This window comes from uncultured Pedobacter sp. (assembly GCF_913776295.1).
Classification (GTDB): Bacteria; Bacteroidota; Bacteroidia; order Sphingobacteriales; family Sphingobacteriaceae; genus Pedobacter.
The window spans coordinates 51,953-73,083 of sequence record NZ_CAJYOJ010000043.1 but is presented as its reverse complement, the minus strand read 5'-3'; the positions used below and the strand labels follow the sequence as shown (position 1 = coordinate 73,083).

The following is a 21,131-nucleotide window of genomic DNA, read 5'->3' as shown; positions in this document are numbered from 1 at the left end:
TTTTATCGAAAATAATCCCTAATATTGCAATCCGATTTTCACGGGATGAAATATCGATTTAATAGCTTAAAATCATGGATTTAGTAAAATTTGTTGAAGAGCAGGCCATCGCGAAAAAAGATTTTCCTGCGTTCAAGTCTGGCGATACAGTGAGCGTACACTATAAAATTCGCGAAGGTAATAAAGAACGTGTTCAAATTTACCAAGGTGTTGTAATACAACGTAACAGTGCAGGTGCTAACGAAACTTTTACTGTTCGTAAAATGAGCAATGGCGTTGGTGTAGAACGTATTTTCCCTTTTAGTTCTCCAAACATCGAGAAAGTTGAAGTGAATAGCTATGGTAAAGTTCGTAGAGCGAAATTGTTCTATTTACGTGCTTTAACCGGTAAAGCTGCTCGTATCAAATCTTTGAGAAAATAATATTCTTTATTATAAGATATAGCCTTCACGATTAATTTCGTGGAGGTTTTTTTGTTTATATCTTTGTCAAATGTTAAAAGCTGCTTTTTTCGATCAGGTTTTTTGGGGCAATACCATAAAGGCTTATTTCCTTTTCGGAGGAATACTTCTTTTTGGCCTGGTTTTCAAAAATATCGTCTCTAAGCTGTTAAGCAAGTTGCTTTTTAAGCTTTTCAGGAACTTTTCTAACCAATCACATGATGATGCTTTTGTGGCCCTACTGGTAAAGCCCATTGAAGTTTTTATTCTATTATCCACACTTTACCTCTCGATCAACCAATTGAAACATCCTTTAGAGGTGACTGTATTCCATTACAGCAAGTTAATTGGTAAGGTTAAAGAATCTATACCCGTTACGATTGGCGACTGTATAGACCGAATATTTTTGTTTGGAATTATCCTTTCGTTTTTTTGGATTATACTGAGGATAATTGATTTCATTACACACGTTTTGTTATTTAAGGCATCGCTTACGGAGAATAAGGCAGACGATCAATTGGTCCCTTTTTTAAAAGAATTACTTAAAACGACTGTAATTTTTATCGGGTTTTTCACCCTGTTGGGTTTTGTTTTCGAAGTTAATGTGTTAACACTGATTACAGGATTGGGCATTGGTGGTATTGCCATTGCTTTAGCTGCAAAAGAGAGTTTAGAGAACTTAATAGGTTCATTTACCATCTTTTTGGATAAGCCCTTTGTGGTTGGCGATCTGGTAAAGGTTGACGGCGTAGAAGGCACTGTAGAAAAGGTTGGTTTTAGAAGTACCAGGATCAGAACTTCAGAAAAAACCATGGCCACCCTACCTAACAGGGGGATGATTGACGGGGTTTTGGAGAACCTTTCCTTGCGAAATTCACGTAAAGTATCATTTGTAATCGGACTTACATACGAAACGAGTTCAGATTCACTGAGAAAAATTATTTCCGAAATTCAGGATTATATCAACAGCCATGAAGGAACCAGTGATGATGGAAATGCCTCTTTTAAAAGCTTTGGCGATTCAAGCCTTAATGTAGAAGTTAACTATTTTGTAACCGTGCTTAATTATGCCGAATTCCTTAAAATCAGGCAGGAAATCAACCTCGAAATTATGGATATCGTGGTTCGGAATAAATCAGACTTTGCTTATCCGACACAACGTTTAATCAGCGACAAGCCATCGGCTTCTGGCGTTAAGGAAGAAGTAGGTAATGATGCTACCGATTAGTTCTGGTCCCATGGTTGTATTTCCATAAACCGCTGCATGGATTAAAGAAATTACCACTCGAAAGGCGTAATAGATTAGGAAAAAGTTGCTTTTTAGGAAAGCAAAGCCTGTGACAATGATTAAAGTTTGTTCCTGCTATCTACTACAAGTCCTCTCCGGATGAAAAATCAGGATCTGGGCTTTCCGTTGCTATCAGGTTTGGGTGGATTCTTTAGTGTTAAAAATCCCTTTAAGCTGCCGTGATCTGTGTCCTCATAGCACATCGTGTAATAACAAAAAAGCCGATTTAGCGTTAACTAAACCGGCTTCTTCTTAGATTATATATGCTTAACTTAAAGTCGCCAGGGTAGTGATCCCTCCTTTTACAACCTGGTTAAGTTCTACGTTAACTTTGGTGCCTAACGGAAGAAATATATCTACCCTCGATCCGAATTTGATAAAGCCGAATTGCTCGGTTTGTACCACCTGATCGCCTTCTTTAACGTACCATACAATTCTGCGGGCCAAAGCACCTGCAATTTGACGGAACAATACGGGCGTACCATTTTTATGTTCAACAACGGTGGTCGTACGCTCATTTTCGGTAGAAGATTTTGGATTCCAGGCAGCAAGGTATTTTCCCGGATGGTATTTGAAGAATTTCACTACGCCTGAAATAGGGTTACGGTTTATGTGCACATTAACAGGCGACATGAAAATCGAAACCTGTAAACGTTTATCTTTAAAATATTCACCCTCTTCGGTTTCTTCGATTACCACAACTTTACCATCTGCCGGACAGATTACCAGGTTATCTCCTGAAGAAAAACTGCGGCTCGGGTTTCGGAAAAACTGCAGTACAATAATGAATAATGCCGCCGAAAAGATATAGATGAACCAGCGCAACCAGGTAATGTCATGGTATTTATAATCAACTATGGCATTGATTACAAAGATAAACAAGATGCTTAAGGCAATAGTGGTGTAGCCTTCTTTATGTATGGTCATTGTTGTAGAAATTATTGGGCAAAGGTGCGAAAAATAAATTAATCCAATCTAAAAATTATGTGCCTGTTGCTCTGTAAATATCAGTTAGGTTTCTGCCAAGTCCATTATAATCCAGGCCATAACCTACCACAAACTCATTAGGTATTTCAAAGCCAACGTATTCTAATGCTTTAATTTCATGTTTTAAAGCACTGGGTTTGAGTAAAAGAGAAGCTACTTTAACTGAAGCTGGATTTTTTTCTTTGATCGTTTTCAAAATATGCGTTAGGGTTAAACCTGTATCAACAATATCTTCCACAATAACAATATCCCGACCTTCCAGATTGTCAGGCAAGCCGATCAGTTCTTTTACATTTCCCGAACTTGCTGTTCCCTCGTAAGAAGCTACACGCATAAAAGCAACCTCGCAAGGTACATGGATTTCTTTGATCAGATCAGCCATAAACAGGAAGCTACCATTTAGCACGCCTATAAATAAGGGGCATTTATCCTCATAATCTACATTCATTTGGATACCCAATAAACGGACCCTTTTGTTTAAGGTATCATTTTCTAAAAAAATCTCGAACTCTTTATCCTCTACTTTTATTTTGTGCATTTTAATGTTAAATAGTTTAAACGTTGGAAAGTTGTAATGCTATTATTAGTCGTTATTTTATTGTTGAGGCAGTGGATTACTTTAATCGGCATGTTAACCAGGCACGGTAAACTGCCAATTAAAAATTGATTTAGGTTTAATTGTTAAGTTAACCAAAAACTGTAAACCGCTAATTACAAACTAAGAACTGAAGACCGCCAATTTCAAACTGAAAACGGGCTACTATTGCTCCTGGTTTTTCTCCATTTCCTTCTGGCGTCTCCGTTCTTCTCTTCGCTCCTGCCTTAATTGCTTTTTGGTTTTGGTAGTATCTGTTGGCGCGGTCATCTGTTTGTTGGTTGTCGTATCTTTTTTCGAACTGCCACCGAAAAGGCGTTCGAAGAAGCTTTTATTTTTGTCGTGTACGATTACAACCGGTAATCCATCTCCATCATCGTCAAACGCAGAGGTATCAACCACGGCCGTGTCTGGAGCTAAATAACGACGTAGCCCTTCCCGGAGGCGAACATTATAAAAGCCATAACCTGAGGTATCGCCAGGGGTTAAACCTTTTCTGGCCATAATATTGCCCATAAACCTGAAATAATTGAACATGTAAGGTTTCAGGCTGCCATCGGCCATAAATTTATACATGGAGGCTTTTGGTTTAGGTACAATGCTGGCGAGAAATAGTCCTTCCCCAATGGTTAAATCTGAGGGTTGTTTTCCAAAATAGTATCTTGAAGCTTCCCCTATTCCATAAATGTTTTGTCCCAGTTCCATAATGTTGAAGTATACCTCCAACATCCGCTGTTTACTGATGAGGTGATTATGCTCGATTAGCCAAACAATCAAAATTTCTTCGGCTTTACGAGCCAGAGTTTTCTGCCGGCTTAAATACACATTTTTGACCAGCTGCATGCTGATGGTACTGCCACCGCGCTTAAATTTCTTTTCCTTAAAATTTACAGCAATGGATTTGCGGATCGATTCTTCTACAAAACCATTGTGGGTAAAAAAAGAAGGATCTTCTGCCGTTAAAACAGCATTGATAAAATTCTTTGAAATGGCCGATAAGGGTGTAAAATTCGGATTCGACGGACCAATAGTAATATCGCGCATCGGTTTGCCATATTCATAGGGCGTATAAACAAAGGTATTGTTAATTTTTTGCAGGTTGGTTTTGCCCCACTGTAAAATTTTGAAATTGACCGGTGTGAGGGTGGAGTTGAAGCGTACACTATCGGGTACCTTGGTATCCAGGTAAAAGTTAAGGCTGTATTTAACCTTGCCTTGTACTTTCAATCCTTCCAGCGATTCAAACAAGCCTTGTGGAAATGCATCCAAAACGGCCTGTGCGTCCTGTTCTTCGGCATTGAGCTTTAATTCATATATTTTATTTTTTCCTAAAGTATATTTAACAAACGGGTGGATCTCTGCATTTTTCAAATAGGCTGTAGAGGTGCTGTCCAAGGCAATATAGTTCGGGCCGACTAAGATATCAGCGTCCAGTTTTGCACTTTGTACAATAATATCATTTGATGCAATACGAGGCTGGTTGATCAACATGTTTTTAACCGACCAGGAGCCGGATATCTTATAATCATCGCCACTGTACTTGGCATTTTTTAATTCGGTTTGCAAGGTATCGAAACTAAGCCTGGCGTGTAATTTATTGTTGAGATAAGGCAATTCCAGCTTTTTCCCATCAGCATAGGCTAAAAAGTTTAACTTTTTACTCCCCGGATCAACATAACCGTTAATATGCCAGGTAGATTCGTTATTGTTCACATCAATGGTTGATTTCAGATCTCCTCCGTCAATTGTGGCAGTGGTTGCAAAACTTAGTTTGGCCGTATCATGATCATTTAGCTTAAAAACCATATTCTTCACATCCATATCATCAGGGATTTTGTATAATACCTGATTTAGAATGTTGCTGGCGATCTCTGATAAGTTTGCTTTTTGATTGGTCTGAATGCTGTCTTTTTTCTTCCGTTTTAAGATAAAATCAATATTGGTGGTCGAATCTTTTAGCACGACACTTACATATCCTTCTTTAAGTTTTATTTCCGAAAGTTTTACATTACCAAATATTAAAGGCAACAGTTTAACACTAACACTCAATTCATTAATGTTTGAAAGGGTATCACGTTCCTTAGGAACAACAGAAATATGAGTCATTTTAACGGTGCTGAACCCGGCAAAATCTGCTGATCCGATTTTAACTTCCAAATTGTAATCCTTATCGGCCTTGGCGATTGCTTTGGCCACCATCTTTTTAAGAAGCGCTTCCCTTTTGCTGTAGGCTACGGCACCAAAAGCAATACAAACAACAAAAAATACACCGAAAAACCAGGCACCGATTTTTAAATATTTTTTGGGGATCTTAATTTTTGGTATTTGCATATGGTCGTTAAAATGGTTAATTGCTTAAACGTAACAATTAAATGTTTATTTCGTGTTAAAATTACAGTTAAAAAGCCTAAATAAAAGTATTTGTGGCTATGTTTTGTTAATTTTGAATTTAAATTAATACCATGCAGATTAGCCCGCAACAAGTTTTAGATGCGCTTAAAAATGTTGAAGATCCCGATCTTAAGAAAGACCTGGTGACTTTAAACATGATTAAAGATTTACAGATAACAGATAACCAGGTCAATTTTACATTAGAGCTTACCACCCCGGCATGTCCGATGAAGGAAATGCTGAAAAATGCCTGTACCAATGCCATCAAGCATTTTGTGTCGGCCACAGCAGAGGTAATGATCAATGTAACGTCGAGGGTTACTCAGCCCAGCAATTCATCATCGTTAGATAACATCAAAAACATTATTTTGGTTTCATCTGGCAAAGGAGGAGTTGGTAAATCTACAGTAGCGAGCAATCTGGCGGTTGTATTGGCTAAAGATGGTGCTAAAGTTGGTCTTATTGATGCTGATATTTACGGTCCGTCGGTACCAACCATGTTTGATCTTGTCGATGCGAAACCGGGTGCTGAAGAGACAGCTGATGGAAAGACCAAAATTTTACCGATCGAAAAGTATGGCATTAAATTATTGTCTTTAGGTTTTTTTGCAGATCCCGGCCAACCTGTACCCTGGCGTGGGCCGATGGCATCGAATGCCGTAAAACAGTTGTTTAACGATACCAGCTGGGGAGAACTGGATTACCTGATTGTGGATCTTCCACCGGGAACGGGCGATATTCATATTACCATTACGCAAAGTTTCCCCATTTCGGGAGCGGTTGTGGTTACTACACCGCAACAGGTTGCACTGGCTGATACGCACAAAGGTTTGGCGATGTTCAGAATGCCGGGAATGAATATCCCGATTTTGGGTGTTATAGAGAACATGTCGTATTTTACGCCTGCCGAATTGCCAGACAATAAATACTATATCTTTGGAAAAGGTGGCGGTACCGAACTTGCAGCACGCTTTGATGTGCCGTTTTTGGGTGAGATTCCTATTATCCAAAGTATTGCCGAAGCTGGTGACAAAGGGAAACCCGTAGCCTTAAATCAAAACCCGCTATTGGATGTTGTATTTGGAGATATTGCCAGTAAAATTGCCCAGCAGATATCCATTAACAATGCACAAGTGGTGAATTGCTAAAAAATTACTATTTTTATAAATTAAAGTATATATAATGAATTTAACAGAAGAAGTAGAACAGGCATTGGAAACTATCAGGCCTTATTTAAAGGCTGATGGAGGTGATGTTTCTGTTGAAGAAATTACTGCCGAAGGAACAGTAAAACTTAAGCTTTTAGGTAACTGCGGTTCCTGCCCGATGAGTTTTATGACGATGAAGTCTGGTATCGAACAGGCTATTATGAAAGCTGTTCCTCAGATTACCTCCGTGGTTGCTGTTAACATGGCCGAACAAGAATAAGCTTTAACACTATTTAACAAGGAAGTTTTATTAATAAAATTACTTTTGTATTAATGAGATATTGTGTTATTCTGATTTGCCTTATTTTTTCTTTAACCGCTTCTGCACAACAAAAGCCGGCTCAGGATAAACTGATCCAATTTTCCGGGATTATTACCGATATAGACAGTTCAAACGTAATCCCTTATGTTACCATCACCAACCTTTCGGCCAGGAGCAAAAGAGTTGGTGCCGATTACAGAGGATATTTTACTTTTATTGTTAACCCTGGCGATACCATACTATTTACTGCCATAGGTTATAAAAAATTCTCAACCATAATACCTCAGAGTACACCTGATAGCAAATACACCATCATGGTTAAATTGAAAGCCAATGTGATCGATTTACCTTCGGTTCGTGTTTTCCCCTGGGCAACCACTGAAGAATTTACCCGTGAGTTTTTATCGATGAAACTGGCGGATGATGATATGGCCATTGCCAAAAAGAACCTTTCGCGTTCATCAATTGATGGTTTGATCCAAACGCTGCCGCGCGACGGACAGGAAATCGGCAGCCAGAACTACCGCTACAATTTTGACAGGATGATCAATAAGAACATGGTGCAAACCAATCCACTGCTCAATCCTTTCGCCTGGGGCAAGCTGATGCAGCAGATCTTTGATGGGGATAAGAGCAGGACGAATTAGTTTTTTAGTCCAGAGTTCTTAGTCGGAAGTCTTTAGTCTTGGGTGTATTACTCCGCACAATCGTCATACTTGATCCGATAACCATTGGATTAAACGCAATGAAATGGTCGTCATTGCGAGGAACGAAGCAATCTTTCAAGGCTAACGTCTTAAATAATTGTCGTGGCAAAAAAGATCCTGAAACAAGTTCAGGACGACGAATGCAAAGAAATTGATAAGGGAAAGCAGGGACAAAAAAGGAAAACGTTTCCATTTTCCCTCAAAATCTATCTTTTCTTGCTCTTGTTCGGAAATTTCATTTTGTAATCTGTTTTGATATTTCCTTTCGAGATGGCATCCAATTTACTTTTAAGCATGGTTTTACGCAAAACACTTACTTTATCGGTAAACAATTTGCCTTCAATATGATCGTATTCGTGCTGAATTACACGTGCGGGCATTCCATCAACATCATCGGTATGTTCTACCCAGTTTTCGTCGAAATAGGTAATTTTGACATTGGGTTTACGCATGATGTTTTCGCGGATATCGGGGATACTTAAACAGCCTTCATTAAAGCTCCAGGCTTCGCCTGTTTCTTCCAAAATTTCGGCATTGATAAATACTTTTTTATAGCCAGGATCTCCGTCTTCATCTTCACCGGTATCTACAATAAATAAGCGGATCGGCAAACCAATCTGCGGCGCAGCAAGGCCCACACCATTGGCATAATACATGGTGTCGAACATATCGCTGATTAATTTTTCTAATTCTGGATAATCTTTATCAATATCGGTGCAAACCTTTTTTAAAACCGGATCGCCGTAAGCTACTATTGGTAATTTCATTATATTGTATTTTTTTCAGATCTGGGTCTGAGCTCATTAATAGTATGCAAGTTTGTCATTCTGAATGCAATGAAGAATCTCTAACATTGCTGTTATGGCCAAACAAGTTGCTACTGTGTTTATTGTAACTGCTTATCGGGATGAGATACTTCGTGCCTCAGTATGACAGCAATTTTTTACAAAACTAACAATTATTCCGCTATTGGGCAGAAAGTAAAGATACTCAGTTGATCAATATTTAAAATCTCATGGGTAACTTCAATCATTTGCTTCGTTGTAACGGCATTTATTTTCTCAAAAACGGTCTCCAGTGAGTCTATTTTGTTGTGATCGATTAAACTTTTTGCCATTGAAATAATTAAACCGATCCTGTTCTCTTCACCCAAAGCAATCTGTCCGATAAACTTGTTTTTGGCTTTCTGGAGCTGCAGATCATTTAACGGACGATCTCTGAGCTTTTTGATTTCCTTAAAAATTAAAGACAGTGCTTTAGCTTGTTTTTCCTTATCTGTTCCGAAATAAATGGAAAAAATACCGGTATCGCTTAAAGGCGAAAAATTGGATTCGATGGTGTAGGCAATCCCGTATTTCTCCCTGATCTGCAGATTTAATACCGAACTCATTCCGTTGCCACCAAAGTAATTATTCAACAGCATTAAAGGCACTTTTTGCGATTGGTGTGTGGAATATGCCTGTGTGCCCAAAATACAATGTGCCTGCATAATGGGTTTGTAAATGGTGGTATGGCTTGGAGGATGGATAGTTGGTTTAATCCTCTCTTTTTCGGGATTATTCTCTTTTACATCGGCAAAATATCTGCTTCCTTTTTTCACGATATGATTTAAAGTATAGTTACCTAAAACGGCCACCACAATTTCATTTGTGCGATAGTTGGCCTTTCTGAAGTTGATTACATCCGCTCTGGTAAAGTGCTGAACGGATTCGGCTGTGCCCAGAATATTATTGCCTAAGGCATGACCCGCAAAAAGCATATCTTCAAAGTCGTCATTAATCGCTTCTTCCGGTTGATCAAGATAAGAGGAAATTTCATCCAGAATGACACTTTTCTCTTTGTCCATTTCCTCTTCAGGAAAAGTAGAATGGAAGAGTATGTCATTGAAAAGATCTAAGGTTCTATCTAAATAGGGATTTAAAAAAGAAGCGTGTACGCAGGTATATTCTTTTGTGGTGTAGGCGTTTAAGTCTGCCCCAACACTTTCTAAAAGATTTAAAATCTGGTTGGTGCTCCGTTTTTCGGTACGCTTAAAAATTAAATGCTCAATAAAGTGCGCTAAACCTGCTTTGCCTTCGGGTTCGTCGCGTGATCCTGTATTAACGATAATGCATGCGTGAGATATGGCCGAGGCTGCAGGTACGTGCAATAAGCGAATGCCATTTGGCAAAGTGTGAACATTGTATTCCATTGAGGGGCAAAGATAAGGCTAATTGCTTATAAAGACCCCGAATTTGGATGTTGCAATTGTAAAGTGGAAATCAATTTATTTTTTGTTGGTCGTTTCAATACCAAAAATATAAAATTGGCTGCCCCAAATATCAAAAAGAATGAATTACGTGTCATAAAGAAGCCAACAATATTGAAAAGTGCTCCGCCTTCCAGTAAAGCTGAGCTCATGATAAATGCACTCTGATACATATTGATTTTGACATCATCAGCGGCTGTTTTATCGATTTTAGCAATCAAATTTCGGTAAAACATGATACTTGCAGAGAGGGTGATTAATCCCATAACCGGAAATATAGGGTTAAAAGGCGCAGTGGTTTTAGGATCGGCATCAAAAAACATGACTTCGCGGTTCAGAAATATGGTTACCACTGCAAAAAGTAATACGCCTGAGCATAATGCAAGATGAATGGTCTGAAGTGTTTTTAGTTTGCTGTTCATTTTGGTTTTAAGATATCAAGGTTTAAAATAGATTGTCACGTTGAGCCTGCCGAAACAGCATCAGAATATTCTTCGACAAGCTCAGAATGACAAAAAATAAGGAAAAAATTATTTCGTTATCCCTTCCAAAGAGAACAAAAATGCCCAGCGCAATGCCACATCTTTCAGATAGTCAAACCGGCCCGATGCCCCACCGTGACCAAATTCCATGTTGGTTTTGAGCAACAAAACATTTTTGTCGGTTTTCGTTGCCCTTAGTTTAGCTACCCATTTTGCAGGTTCAAAATACTGCACCTGGCTATCATGTAAGCCTGTAGTAACTAACATATTCGGGTAAGCTTTTTTCTCGATATTCTCATAAGGAGAATAGCTTTTCATATAGTCGTAAGCTGCTTTTTGTTTCGGATTGCCCCATTCGTCAAATTCATTTGTGGTAAGCGGAATGCTTTCATCCAACATGGTATTAACAACATCAACAAAAGGAACATCGGCGATCAGACCGTTCCATAAATTTGGGGCCATGTTGGCTACGGCACCCATTAATAAACCACCCGCACTGCCGCCATGGCCATATAAATGGCCTTTTGAGGTATATTTTTGTTCAATCAAATACTCGCCTGCTGCAATAAAATCAGTAAAGGTATTTTTCTTTTTCATCAGTTTTCCATCTTCATACCATTGGCGGCCCATCTCCTGTCCACCCCGAATATTGGCGATGGCAAAAACAAAGCCTCGATCCAACAGGCTTAAGCGCGGTGAAGAGAAATATACATCCGAGTTTGAACCATAAGAACCATAACCATAAAGCAACAATGGCGATTCGCCATTCTTTTCGAAGCCCTTTTTATAAACCAAAGCAATTGGTACTTTGGTGCCATCTTTAGCGGTTGCAAAAACACGTTCAGTAACATAATCTTTTGGATTATAGCCCCCCAAAACCTCTTGTTGTTTCATGAGTTTCTGATCTTTTTTATTGAGATCGTAATCGTAAACCGAATTGGGTGTGGTTAATGAAGTATAGTTATAACGCAAGGTAGTGCTGTTGTACTCTGGATTTGCACCAACGCCGGCATCATACACAGGTTCCTCAAATTTGATGTAATAATCACTTTTATCTTTTTTTAGTACACGTAATTCGGTTAATCCGTTTTTACGTTCAGATAGAACAGTAAAATCTTTAAATTCTTCAACACTTTCCAGTAAAACGTCTGCACGGTGCGGAATCACTTCTTTCCAGTTTTCTTTTTCCGTTTTATCCAGTGGACATTCCATCAGGCGGAAATTTTTAGCATTCCAGTTGGTTAAGATCAAAAACTTATCGTCAACCGGCATTACATCATATAGCACATCTTTCGAGCGGGCCGCAAACACTTTAAAGGGGCTTTCAGGGTGGTCGGCATCAATCATTTTGTATTCAGCAGTTAGCGTTCCCTGTGAAGCAATGAAGATATATCTGCCATTTTTCGATTTGCCTACCCCAATATAGTTGGTATTATCTTTCTCATCGTAAACCACTGCATCGGTTTTGGCGTCTGTACCGAGTACGTGTTTTTTTATTTTTTCACTCAACAGGGTAACCGGATTTTTAGAAGTATAAAAGAACGTTTTATTATCATTGGCCCAGGCCACTCCACCTTCCGTATTGGTAATGGCATCTTTTAAAAGTTCTCCGGTTTCTAAATTTTTAATGTTAATGGTATACTGCCTGCGCGAAACCCGATCGACTCCAAAAGCTAAAAGTTTATTATCAGGACTCACACTAAATCCGGTAGCGCTGTAATAGGAATGGCCTTTTGCCAGTTGATCTACATCCAGCAAAATTTCTTCTGTAGCCGATAAACTTCCTTTTTTACGGCAATATTTAAAATATTGCTGCCCGTCTTCTGTACGCGAATAGTAATAGTAGCCATTTCTGAAAACCGGCACCGATTCATCTTTTTCTTTAATCCGGCCTTTCATTTCCTTAAACAGATCGGACTGAAACTTTTCGGTACTTTTCATCATGGTATCCAGGTAAGCGTTTTCTGCTTTCAGGTAATTCACAACTTTGGTACTGTCCGGACCTTTTTTAAAATAATCGATCATCCAATAGTAGTTATCTACCACGGTATCTCCATGTATAACTCTTTTGTGCGGAATAATTTCTGCTACCGGGGCTTTGGCATCAGGCCACTTTATTGCTTTCATTTCTTTCTTTTGAGGGTGATTACAGGCCATAATTGCACTAAGCAATATCAGGCCGGGTAAGATACGTTTCATAGCGGTTTGATTTAGGATCAATTGCAATTTAATGAAATAGTTTATTAGTTCAATAGTCATTAGTTTATTAGTGGGTAACTGGTTATTCGGTTAATCAGCCCCAAACGCTTAGCGCTAAACGCAAAACCCGATTATCATTTTCGTAAAAATCCATCAAGCCTATAGATGATCATCCGAATTAGAAAAATTGATGTTAAATTGCCACATCAAATTGCTTTAAAATAATAATGAAATTAGGGTACAAGAAGATCGTCGTTAAAGTTGGTTCGAATGTTATTACGCAGGCGAATGGTTTGCCTGATGAAGCGCGGATTAATCACCTCGTAAATCAACTGGCAGATGTTAAAAAGCAGGGCATTGAAGTAATTTTAGTGTCTTCAGGTGCGGTAGCATCAGGCAGAAGTTTAATCAAAGTATCCGAAAAACAAGATGCCGTAACTACCAGGCAACTATTGGCCGCCATTGGCCAGGTGAAACTGATCAATATCTATGCTAATTTCTTTGCCACGCACCACATACAGTGTGCGCAGGTTTTGGTTACCAAGGAAGATTTCCGCGACCGAGCCCATTACCTGAACATGAAAAACTGCCTGCAGATTTTGTTGCAGAACGATGTAATACCTGTAGTGAACGAAAATGATGTGGTATCGGTTACTGAGCTGATGTTTACCGATAACGATGAACTGGCCGGACTGATTGCCTCTATGTTAAATGCCGATGCATTAATTATTTTGTCAAATGTGAACGGCATTTATAATGGCGATCCGAAAGTTGAGGGCTCAGCTGTTATTGAGGAAATTAATGGTTCGGTTGCTAATCTGGCTTCTTTTATTCAGACAGGTAAATCGCAGTTTGGCCGGGGTGGAATGATTACCAAATCGACAATGGCACAAAAAGTGGCTAAACTAGGCATAGCGGTCCATATTGCCAATGGAACAAAAGATGAGGTGCTGACTTTGCTATTAAACAATGAGTTGGTACACACTCGATTTGTTCCGGAGAAAAGCAAATCTGGTAAGAAAAAATGGATTGCCCATTCTGAAACTGCCGCAACTGGCGTGGTGAAATTAAATGATGGAGCAAAAATGGTATTGACATCAGGCAAAGCAACCAGTTTATTGCCCATAGGAATTATTGAAATACAGACAGACTTTTTAAAAGGCGATATTATTAAGATTATCGATGAGCAGCATAATCTGATCGGATTGGGGATTGCAGAATACGGATCTGACAAGGCAAGAGAGAGAATAGGGCAAAAGAAACAGAAAGCCTTGGTGCATTACGATTATTTTTATTCAGCTATTTAGTTAGGTTAACCACAGAGCCCACAGAGGAAAAATCACAGCGTGGCACAGATTTGATAAATCTCTCTTCTTCTCTGTGAAAACTCGGTGCTTTCTGTGGTAAAAAAGAAAAAAATGGATTACAAACAATACTTCGAAGAGGCCAAACAGGCAAGTTGTACCTTAATTAGCCTGGGGAAAGAAAAAACAGATGCTGTTTTAGAGGATCTTGCAGAGGCTTTAATAGCCAATGCAGACGAAATTCTTACTGAAAACGCTAAGGATATAGCTAAAATGGCCATCGAAGACCCTAAATATGACAGGCTAAAATTAAGTGCAGCACGTATTGCTGATATTGCCAACGATCTTAGAAATGTGGCAAGCTTAAACAGCCCTTTGGGTAAAATTCTCTCTGATAAAATATTGGATAACCAGCTGCATATACAAAAAGTTAGTGTGCCACTCGGTGTAGTAGGTGTCGTTTATGAAGCCCGCCCAAATGTTACTGCTGATGTATTTTCGCTATGTTTTAAAACCGGAAATGTTGCACTGCTCAAAGGTGGTAGCGACGCTGAATTTTCTAATATAGCCATTGCAAAGGTAATACATGAGGTATTGGATAGACATCAAATCAATCGTGATGTTTTGACTTTATTGCCAGCAGAAAGGGCTGCAACTGAAGCCCTGTTAAATGCGCGGGGTTTTGTAGATGTCTTAATTCCGAGGGGAAGCCAGTCATTGATTAATTATGTTCGCGAAAACAGTAAAATCCCGGTTATTGAAACCGGAGCAGGAATAGTACATACTTATTTTGACGAAACAGGTGATTTAGAGAAAGGCAAAGCGATTATTTTTAATGCTAAAACCAGGCGGGTAAGCGTTTGTAACTCATTAGACTGTGTATTGATTAGCGAAAATAGATTGAATGATCTGCCCGCACTTTTATTTCCGCTGGCAAATGGAAATGTAGCATTATTCGCAGATGAAAAAAGCTATGAAGTATTAAAGTCTTCCTATCCAAAAAATTTATTAAGTAAAGCTAAGCCTGAACATTTCGGAACAGAATTTTTATCGTTAAAACTGGCTGTTAAAGTAGTAGCGGATTTGGATGAAGCATTGAACCACATTGCGGCTTACAGCTCTAAACATAGTGAGGCCATTATTGCTGAAGATGCTAATACTATTGCGCGGTTTTTAAATGAAGCAGATGCTGCTGCGGTATATGCCAATGCGTCTACAGGTTTTACCGATGGTGCACAGTTTGGCCTTGGTGCCGAAATCGGGATCAGCACTCAAAAACTTCATGCGCGCGGGCCAATGGGGTTAGAGGAACTAACCAGTTATAAGTGGGTAGTAAGAGGTAATGGACAAGTGAGGAAGTGATGGAAGATGTAAGAGGGATGATGATGTTTGCAATCCATAGCAATATTGTCATTCTGAGGAATAATTTTTCGCTGTGCTATCATTGATAAAATCCAATAGTGTGGTCGTCATTCTCGCACATGCGGGAATCTTAAGGCGCTTGTATATAGCGGCATTCATGAGAACTTCATCGTTCCCAATCAAGTTGGGAATGACGATTACTATAGGAATATTATCTATTAAAATTCTTGGTACTCAGATTGATTTTTATAATATAAATGATCCCCTCAGCATGACAGCGTAGTATTAAAGTTCAAACGCTTCTCCCCTCTCAGGTATCACCACGTTAAAACCATCTTCATGTAAGGCCAACGATAAACTTTGCAGGCTTTTATCTTCCCCGTGAACCAGAAACACCTTTTTGGGTTGGCCTGTTTGTTTAATTGTTTTTATTAGATCGTTATGATCCCCATGTCCACTCAATAAATCTGTTTGGCGGATAGTAGCGTAAACCATCATTTCGCGGTCTTTAATACGCACGATGGGTGCTCCACTTAATAACTTATATCCAAGCGTTCCTTTTGCGCAGTAACCAATAAAAAGAATGGTGCAATAATAGTTCTGAATGTTGTAATATAAGTGATCCTGAATTCTTCCACCTTCCAGCATGCCTGCTGAAGAAATAATGATGCAGGGATCGAAATAATTGGAAACATCTTTACTTTCTTTCATGGTTTGAACGTAGGCCAGGTGCTCAAACTCGAACTCATCACCCATCGTTTGGTAAAAATCTTTCGCCTCCTGGTTCACCAGGTTATGGTGTTTACGATAAACCTCCGTAGCCTGAATCGCCATCGGACTATCTACAAAAATCTGAATCGGCGGTAAGAGTTTTTTGGTAAATATCTGGTTTAAGGCAAATACCAGCGATTGTGTACGGCCAATACTAAATGCCGGAATAATCAATCGGCCAGGACTTTTGATACAGGCTTCGGTAATTTCCTGAACCAGGCGTTCTTCGAGTGTTTGGTCTTTAGTGTGCATTCTGCCTCCGTAGGTGGCTTCGCTTACTACATAGTCTACCTCTGGCAAAGGCTCCGGATTAACCAACACCGGGTAGTTCTCTCTACCGATATCACCTGTAAAAGCAATTTTCTTTTCTACGCCATGATCGTTGATCGTTAAAACAGCTGCTGCAGCACCCAGTAAGTGGCCAACAGGCACAAACGTTAAGCTAATATCGCCATTAATTTTAAAAGGTTTGTTAAAAGCAATGGTTACAAAACGATCGATGGTATCCATCACATGTTTATGCAGGTAAAGCGGTTTTGGTCCGCTGAAGTTGCCACGTTTAGTTCTGGGTTTTCGGCCTGCCTTTCTTAAAAAAAGTTCAACGGAATCGAATAATAATATCGAGGTAAGATCGGCAGTTGGTGGTGTACAAAGTACCTGGCCCTCAAAGCCCATTCTAACCAATGTTGGTAAATTACCAGAATGATCGATGTGGGCATGGGTTAGAATGACCAGGTTTATAATGGCCGGATCAAAGGGGAATTGTTGGTTTTCTTCCTGATAGGTTTCTTTCTCATAATCTAATCCACAATCTATCAGTATTTTATAATGCTCGATTTCGAGCAGGTGCATACTACCGGTTACCTGTTGCGCTGCTCCCCAAAACGTTAACTTCATCTTCTTATCTATCGCGTAAAATCTTTAGCCGTAAAGTAGTACAAATGATGAGATTTTTAAACAATCATGCGTAATTTTTTAATTTCATTAGCACAGAGGTTGCGGAGAAAAGCCGTAGTGCATACTAAATTAATCATAATTTCTTTACAACGTAAAATCAGGGCACTCTGCCTTTCCTGGATTTGAAATTATTTATAATTGATTAACTTCTCTGAATTTGAGGCTCTTTGATATTTCACCTTTTGCCTCTTCTGAAAAATCTCCCAAGTCATCTGCCGTGATGATTTTTTCTACAAGCAGCGCAGTTATAGTGCCTAAAAACCATGAATTTCTAAGTCCATCGTACCTTCTGGCGATGTGCTTGTCGAAATCTTTTACAGCAGTAAAAATTTTATAATAATCGTCTCTGTTGTCTTCAGGCTGTTGTGTTTTCCATTGGTCTAAAATTTCGGAGAATAGCTGCATTTCCTTTTTTAGTTCCCGTTGTAAAGCGACTTCGAATAATTTTCGGGCAACTTTGTTATCTGCTTTTGAAAAATCCATAGTTAACATTTATTAGGGTAAAGATAGTAAAGTCTGGCGTATGGCTAAGTTACCTCAACAAAAAGATTTTTATCTTTGTAAGAAAATATCCGCTATGCAAGAACCTTTTGATATAGAAATAGGGCCAATTAATTATTCCGTTTTTCCGGAAGGAAATGATTCTTATACCATTTTTAAAGAGGGAAAAGAATACATACAGATCCAAAAGGACACTTCATCTATCTGGTTAAAAATGGACTATAAAACCGAACTTCCAATTTTTGAGGAAGACGAAGAGGTTAATGCAATTGGGCAGGCCATTGAAAATTATATACCTGAACCTGAAGACGAGGAAGAAGACGGGTTATAATAAGGAATCCTCAACAGGGACGGGAAAAACCAATATCTGTTGAGGATTTAAATTTAAGCAAGAAGCTTTAATAATTCTTCTGCAACTTTTTCTGATGAGGCAGGGTTTTGGCCGGTAACCAATAAGCCATCAACTACAGCATAAGGGTTCCAGTCGGCTATCTTACTATAATTTCCACCATTTTTTATTAACATATCCTCTACCAGGAAAGGCACTACGTTTGTTAATTGTACAGCTTCTTCTTCGCTATTGGTAAACCCGGTTACATTTTTTCCTTTTACCAGGTATTCGCCATTTACCTTTACATCCTTAAGCACTCCGGGCGCATGACATACAAAAGCAACAGGTTTGCCAGCAGAATAGAATTCGGTAATGAGCTGTTGTGAAGTTTTACTTTCTGCCAAATCCCACAGCGGTCCGTGACCACCAGGATAAAAAACGGCATCATAATCATCCATCCTGATATCAGCCAATGGAGTGGTATTCTTCAATTTGTCTAAGAAGACGGTGTCTTTGTCCATTCTTTTCGTTGTTTCGGTTTGAAAAGAAGGATCCTCACTTTTAGGGTCGATTGGTGGCTGACCACCTTTTGGAGAGGCCAGTACAATATCAATGCCTTTATCGGCTAAAGCATAATATGGCGCTGCCAATTCTTCTGACCAAAAACCTGTTTTTAAACCTGTATTTCCTAATTCGTCGTGGCTTGTAAGCACGAATAAAACTTTCTTATTCATATGTTTTATGTTAAGTGTATTTCAAAGTTAAAGCTGTTGGGTTTGGTAGCAAAGGACTTCAATCACAGATTTATTGTGCGCGAAATCACGTTTTTGCGGAAAGTCTGCTTAAGGTTTCTCTTGATATGCCTAAGTATGCAGCTATTATTGTTTTAGAAACTCTCTGCATCAATTGCGGATACTGGTGAGCAAGTTGTTCAAAGCGCTCTTTTGGACTTGTGGTTAAAAGGGATAAAATTCTTTGCTGTAATGCTACATATCCTAGACTGTTTTTTACCCTGAAAAAATGTTCCATTTTATGGCTTTCGCGGCATGACAGATCCAGGTTTTCTTTGGTGATGGAGAGTAATTCGGAATTTTCCAGGCAGCTGATATTGGTAATCGATTTAACATTTCCATAAAAAGCCCTGAAATCAGAAAGCCACCAGTTTTCCATCGCAAACTGTATAATATATTCTTTACCATTGGTATCAGTAAAAGTGGCCTTTAATAAACCTTTAACAACAAAATAAATGTGATTGACAAATTCGTCTTCCTGGATGAGATACTGGTGTTTCTTAAGCGTTTTAGGTTTGAAATGTACGGCGATATGCTCAAACTCCTGATCCGTTAGGGAAATAATTTCTTCGAGGTGTGTTTTTAATTCAAAACTCATGCTATAAATTTAGCGAAATTAAGCCTGAAAGTTGTTTTTTGCGTGTAGATCGAAATAAGCAGAAAAAATTAAGGCCCGATTATAAATCGAGCCTCAAATTAAATTCGTTATTATCTGGTACAATCTGCAGTCCAGGTTTGCCCGTCTTTTGAAACCAAAATTTTAAGCGTGCTGGCATCAATACTGATACCTGTTACGCCCGAACCCACACTCACATAGCTATTATCGCCTTTCTTTTCAAATTTCACACCGGTAATATCCGGAATGTTGTTGCCAAAATAAAAACTATAAGTTTCCCCAACTTTACTTACGGTTACTTTTCCATCGCTGCTGGTAATTGTGTTTTGGCCACTGCGGTATGATACTGAACCTTTGTACGTACCTACAAAGAAATCGCGATCTGCCGGATCGGTATCTTTTTTACACGATACTATTACGGTCAATGCTATTAAAAGCATGCTGAAAATCTGAACTGTCTTTTTCATCTCTTTCACTTTTTTAATTTTAAATAGGTTATAATGTAACGGTGTGGTGACAATGACTATGCCAAAGAAAATATCTGATCTGCAGATTAGACGTATCTTTATAACTGAGTGTTCATTAAATTTGCTGGTTAAAATTCTTAATTTCAGCGACTTATTAACATATGCGGTTCCGGTGATTCAAGCTGTTTAAATGGATTTTATTTCAGCAGCATTCTTTTTTGGTTTGACCATAAACTGTTCAGTTTAAAAGAACTAGTTTTAGAAGTAAGCGCAATGGCTAATTTTTTCGAAAGAAATAGCGTTATAACCAAATGATAAAGGGCAAACATACTGCCATGCGCCTTTTACATCAGGCTGATGAAATATTCTTTTGTGCAATTGAATGACCCGAAATAAATATAAAGCATAGAAAAAATATCCTCGTCACGTTTGGCATCTTGCATAGATTTATGTTATATTTCTGCAAGTTTCTTGGAAACTTCTTCCGTCATTTCATCGAGTGTAAACAATCTGCCCCAATTAAACTTCTTCAATACTATTTTTGGTTTATTGGTTTTGTCGCTAAACATACTGCCGCCGGAGGTTTCACTTTTTTTCTTAGTAGAAAAATTAATGCTGGCAGCGGTTTGTTCTCCGGAAGATCGGCTATAATTCTCGGAATCAAAGCCAATCAGTTCCATTTTTTGATTTTGGAACCGGAATGTATAATCAACATTATTCACCCAGTAGGAGCCACAGCTGAGCCAATATTGATAACTTAAAATGAGTGTGCCGTTTTTTATGTTGATGGCGCCAGTTTCCTCTAAAGGATCAGCTAGGCAAGTGTTTTCTTCATTATTTTCAGTTGGGATGAAACTGGTGTTTTGAGCCTTTAAGCTGTAATTGCCGGATGTTTTAAAAAGAACCAAAAGCATACGGGGATTCACATTCAGTTGATCACTGCCCAAACCGTCGTTTTTGATGATATTTTTTGGATTAGTATTCTGAATCATGATCGCTTCATCAGGTAAACGATCTTTATTTAAATCACCTTTGGCCCGATAAATGATTTTCCATCCTTTTGGAACAAAAGCATTTATATTTGTTCCTGTTTTAGGGATTTGGGGATGATCGTTTTGGGCAAATAACTGAACAGATATTAATAATAACAATATGCCTATAATATTTCTCATATAAAGTAAATTGTGAATGAGCCCAATAATAAGTAGATAAATTTCATTATAT

The 21,131-nt window shown here is 38.7% G+C and carries 21 protein-coding genes; 8 read left to right on the top strand and 13 right to left on the bottom strand.

The features are described from left to right. The first annotated feature begins 74 nt into the window (after positions 1-74). Both rplS and QZ738_RS08425 read left to right on the top strand, forming a co-directional pair. Positions 75-422, top strand: a complete 348-nt coding sequence (rplS, locus tag QZ738_RS08430; RefSeq protein WP_057930964.1) for a 50S ribosomal protein L19 — start codon at positions 75-77, stop codon at positions 420-422. A gap of 70 nt (positions 423-492) precedes the next feature. Next, on the top strand, positions 493-1,668 hold the full coding sequence (locus tag QZ738_RS08425; protein ID WP_293786548.1) for a mechanosensitive ion channel family protein: 1,176 nt from the start codon (positions 493-495) through the stop codon (positions 1,666-1,668). A 327-nt stretch (positions 1,669-1,995) separates the two neighbouring features. Here QZ738_RS08425 and QZ738_RS08420 read toward each other — a convergent pair whose 3' ends face one another. The 3 genes from QZ738_RS08420 to QZ738_RS08410 all read right to left on the bottom strand — a co-directional run bounded on the left by QZ738_RS08420 (position 1,996) and on the right by QZ738_RS08410 (position 5,641). Continuing rightward, positions 1,996-2,655, bottom strand: a complete 660-nt coding sequence (locus tag QZ738_RS08420; RefSeq protein WP_293786546.1) for a phosphatidylserine decarboxylase family protein — start codon at positions 2,653-2,655, stop codon at positions 1,996-1,998. Positions 2,656-2,710: 55 nt separating this feature from the next. After that, positions 2,711-3,253: a hypoxanthine phosphoribosyltransferase gene (gene hpt, locus QZ738_RS08415; RefSeq protein ID WP_293786544.1), complete on the bottom strand. Its 543-nt coding sequence runs from the start codon at positions 3,251-3,253 to the stop codon at positions 2,711-2,713. A 222-nt stretch (positions 3,254-3,475) separates the two neighbouring features. Further along, positions 3,476-5,641 (bottom strand): transglycosylase domain-containing protein, encoded by a 2,166-nt coding sequence (locus QZ738_RS08410; RefSeq protein WP_293786542.1) that lies wholly within the window; start codon positions 5,639-5,641, stop codon positions 3,476-3,478. Positions 5,642-5,772: 131 nt separating this feature from the next. On the opposite strand from QZ738_RS08410, the gene QZ738_RS08405 reads away from it, so the two are divergent. Genes QZ738_RS08405 through QZ738_RS08395 form a run of 3 tightly spaced genes read left to right on the top strand, consistent with a single transcriptional unit; the run spans position 5,773 to position 7,818 of the window. After that, positions 5,773-6,849, top strand: a complete 1,077-nt coding sequence (locus tag QZ738_RS08405; RefSeq protein ID WP_293786540.1) for an Mrp/NBP35 family ATP-binding protein — start codon at positions 5,773-5,775, stop codon at positions 6,847-6,849. Between the two features lie 34 nt (positions 6,850-6,883). Next, positions 6,884-7,129: a NifU family protein gene (locus tag QZ738_RS08400; protein ID WP_090497495.1), complete on the top strand. Its 246-nt coding sequence runs from the start codon at positions 6,884-6,886 to the stop codon at positions 7,127-7,129. A 53-nt stretch (positions 7,130-7,182) separates the two neighbouring features. Beyond that, positions 7,183-7,818: a hypothetical protein gene (locus QZ738_RS08395; RefSeq protein ID WP_293786536.1), complete on the top strand. Its 636-nt coding sequence runs from the start codon at positions 7,183-7,185 to the stop codon at positions 7,816-7,818. Between the two features lie 266 nt (positions 7,819-8,084). On the opposite strand, the gene def is transcribed toward QZ738_RS08395, so the two are convergent. From def to QZ738_RS08375, 4 genes are all read right to left on the bottom strand, one after another. Continuing rightward, positions 8,085-8,645: a peptide deformylase gene (def, locus tag QZ738_RS08390; RefSeq protein ID WP_293786534.1), complete on the bottom strand. Its 561-nt coding sequence runs from the start codon at positions 8,643-8,645 to the stop codon at positions 8,085-8,087. Between the two features lie 191 nt (positions 8,646-8,836). Further along, positions 8,837-10,069: a pitrilysin family protein gene (locus QZ738_RS08385; protein WP_293786532.1), complete on the bottom strand. Its 1,233-nt coding sequence runs from the start codon at positions 10,067-10,069 to the stop codon at positions 8,837-8,839. Between the two features lie 26 nt (positions 10,070-10,095). After that, a complete protein-coding gene (locus QZ738_RS08380) occupies positions 10,096-10,548 on the bottom strand; it encodes a hypothetical protein (protein WP_293786530.1) in 453 nt (150 codons plus the stop codon). A 108-nt stretch (positions 10,549-10,656) separates the two neighbouring features. Continuing rightward, positions 10,657-12,807 (bottom strand): S9 family peptidase, encoded by a 2,151-nt coding sequence (locus QZ738_RS08375; protein WP_293786528.1) that lies wholly within the window; start codon positions 12,805-12,807, stop codon positions 10,657-10,659. A gap of 227 nt (positions 12,808-13,034) precedes the next feature. Here QZ738_RS08375 and proB point away from each other — a divergent pair, with 227 nt between their 5' ends. Both proB and QZ738_RS08365 read left to right on the top strand, forming a co-directional pair. Beyond that, positions 13,035-14,114, top strand: coding sequence for a glutamate 5-kinase (proB, locus tag QZ738_RS08370; RefSeq protein WP_293786526.1), 1,080 nt, complete (start codon positions 13,035-13,037; stop codon positions 14,112-14,114). Between the two features lie 84 nt (positions 14,115-14,198). Continuing rightward, the gene (locus QZ738_RS08365) at positions 14,199-15,473 is read left to right on the top strand and encodes a glutamate-5-semialdehyde dehydrogenase (protein ID WP_367268574.1); all 1,275 of its coding nucleotides are present in this window, start codon (positions 14,199-14,201) and stop codon (positions 15,471-15,473) included. Positions 15,474-15,758: 285 nt separating this feature from the next. Here the strand turns inward: QZ738_RS08365 and QZ738_RS08360 are convergent, their stop codons facing one another. Both QZ738_RS08360 and QZ738_RS08355 read right to left on the bottom strand, forming a co-directional pair. After that, a complete protein-coding gene (locus QZ738_RS08360) occupies positions 15,759-17,141 on the bottom strand; it encodes an MBL fold metallo-hydrolase RNA specificity domain-containing protein (RefSeq protein ID WP_293786522.1) in 1,383 nt (460 codons plus the stop codon). A 192-nt stretch (positions 17,142-17,333) separates the two neighbouring features. Continuing rightward, positions 17,334-17,684: a hypothetical protein gene (locus tag QZ738_RS08355; protein WP_293745019.1), complete on the bottom strand. Its 351-nt coding sequence runs from the start codon at positions 17,682-17,684 to the stop codon at positions 17,334-17,336. A 40-nt stretch (positions 17,685-17,724) separates the two neighbouring features. Here QZ738_RS08355 and QZ738_RS08350 point away from each other — a divergent pair, with 40 nt between their 5' ends. Then, positions 17,725-18,033, top strand: a complete 309-nt coding sequence (locus QZ738_RS08350) for a hypothetical protein (protein ID WP_293786520.1) — start codon at positions 17,725-17,727, stop codon at positions 18,031-18,033. 53 nt (positions 18,034-18,086) lie between these two features. Here the strand turns inward: QZ738_RS08350 and QZ738_RS08345 are convergent, their stop codons facing one another. From QZ738_RS08345 to QZ738_RS08330, 4 genes are all read right to left on the bottom strand, one after another. Beyond that, positions 18,087-18,767 carry a type 1 glutamine amidotransferase domain-containing protein gene (locus QZ738_RS08345; protein WP_293786518.1) on the bottom strand — a complete coding sequence of 227 codons (681 nt, stop codon included), beginning with the start codon at positions 18,765-18,767 and terminating at the stop codon, positions 18,087-18,089. 85 nt (positions 18,768-18,852) lie between these two features. Continuing rightward, the gene (locus QZ738_RS08340; protein ID WP_293786516.1) at positions 18,853-19,422 is read right to left on the bottom strand and encodes a Crp/Fnr family transcriptional regulator; all 570 of its coding nucleotides are present in this window, start codon (positions 19,420-19,422) and stop codon (positions 18,853-18,855) included. A gap of 110 nt (positions 19,423-19,532) precedes the next feature. After that, positions 19,533-19,907, bottom strand: coding sequence for a hypothetical protein (locus tag QZ738_RS08335; protein WP_293786514.1), 375 nt, complete (start codon positions 19,905-19,907; stop codon positions 19,533-19,535). Between the two features lie 452 nt (positions 19,908-20,359). Beyond that, positions 20,360-21,079: a hypothetical protein gene (locus QZ738_RS08330; protein WP_293786512.1), complete on the bottom strand. Its 720-nt coding sequence runs from the start codon at positions 21,077-21,079 to the stop codon at positions 20,360-20,362. Positions 21,080-21,131 lie beyond the last annotated feature (52 nt).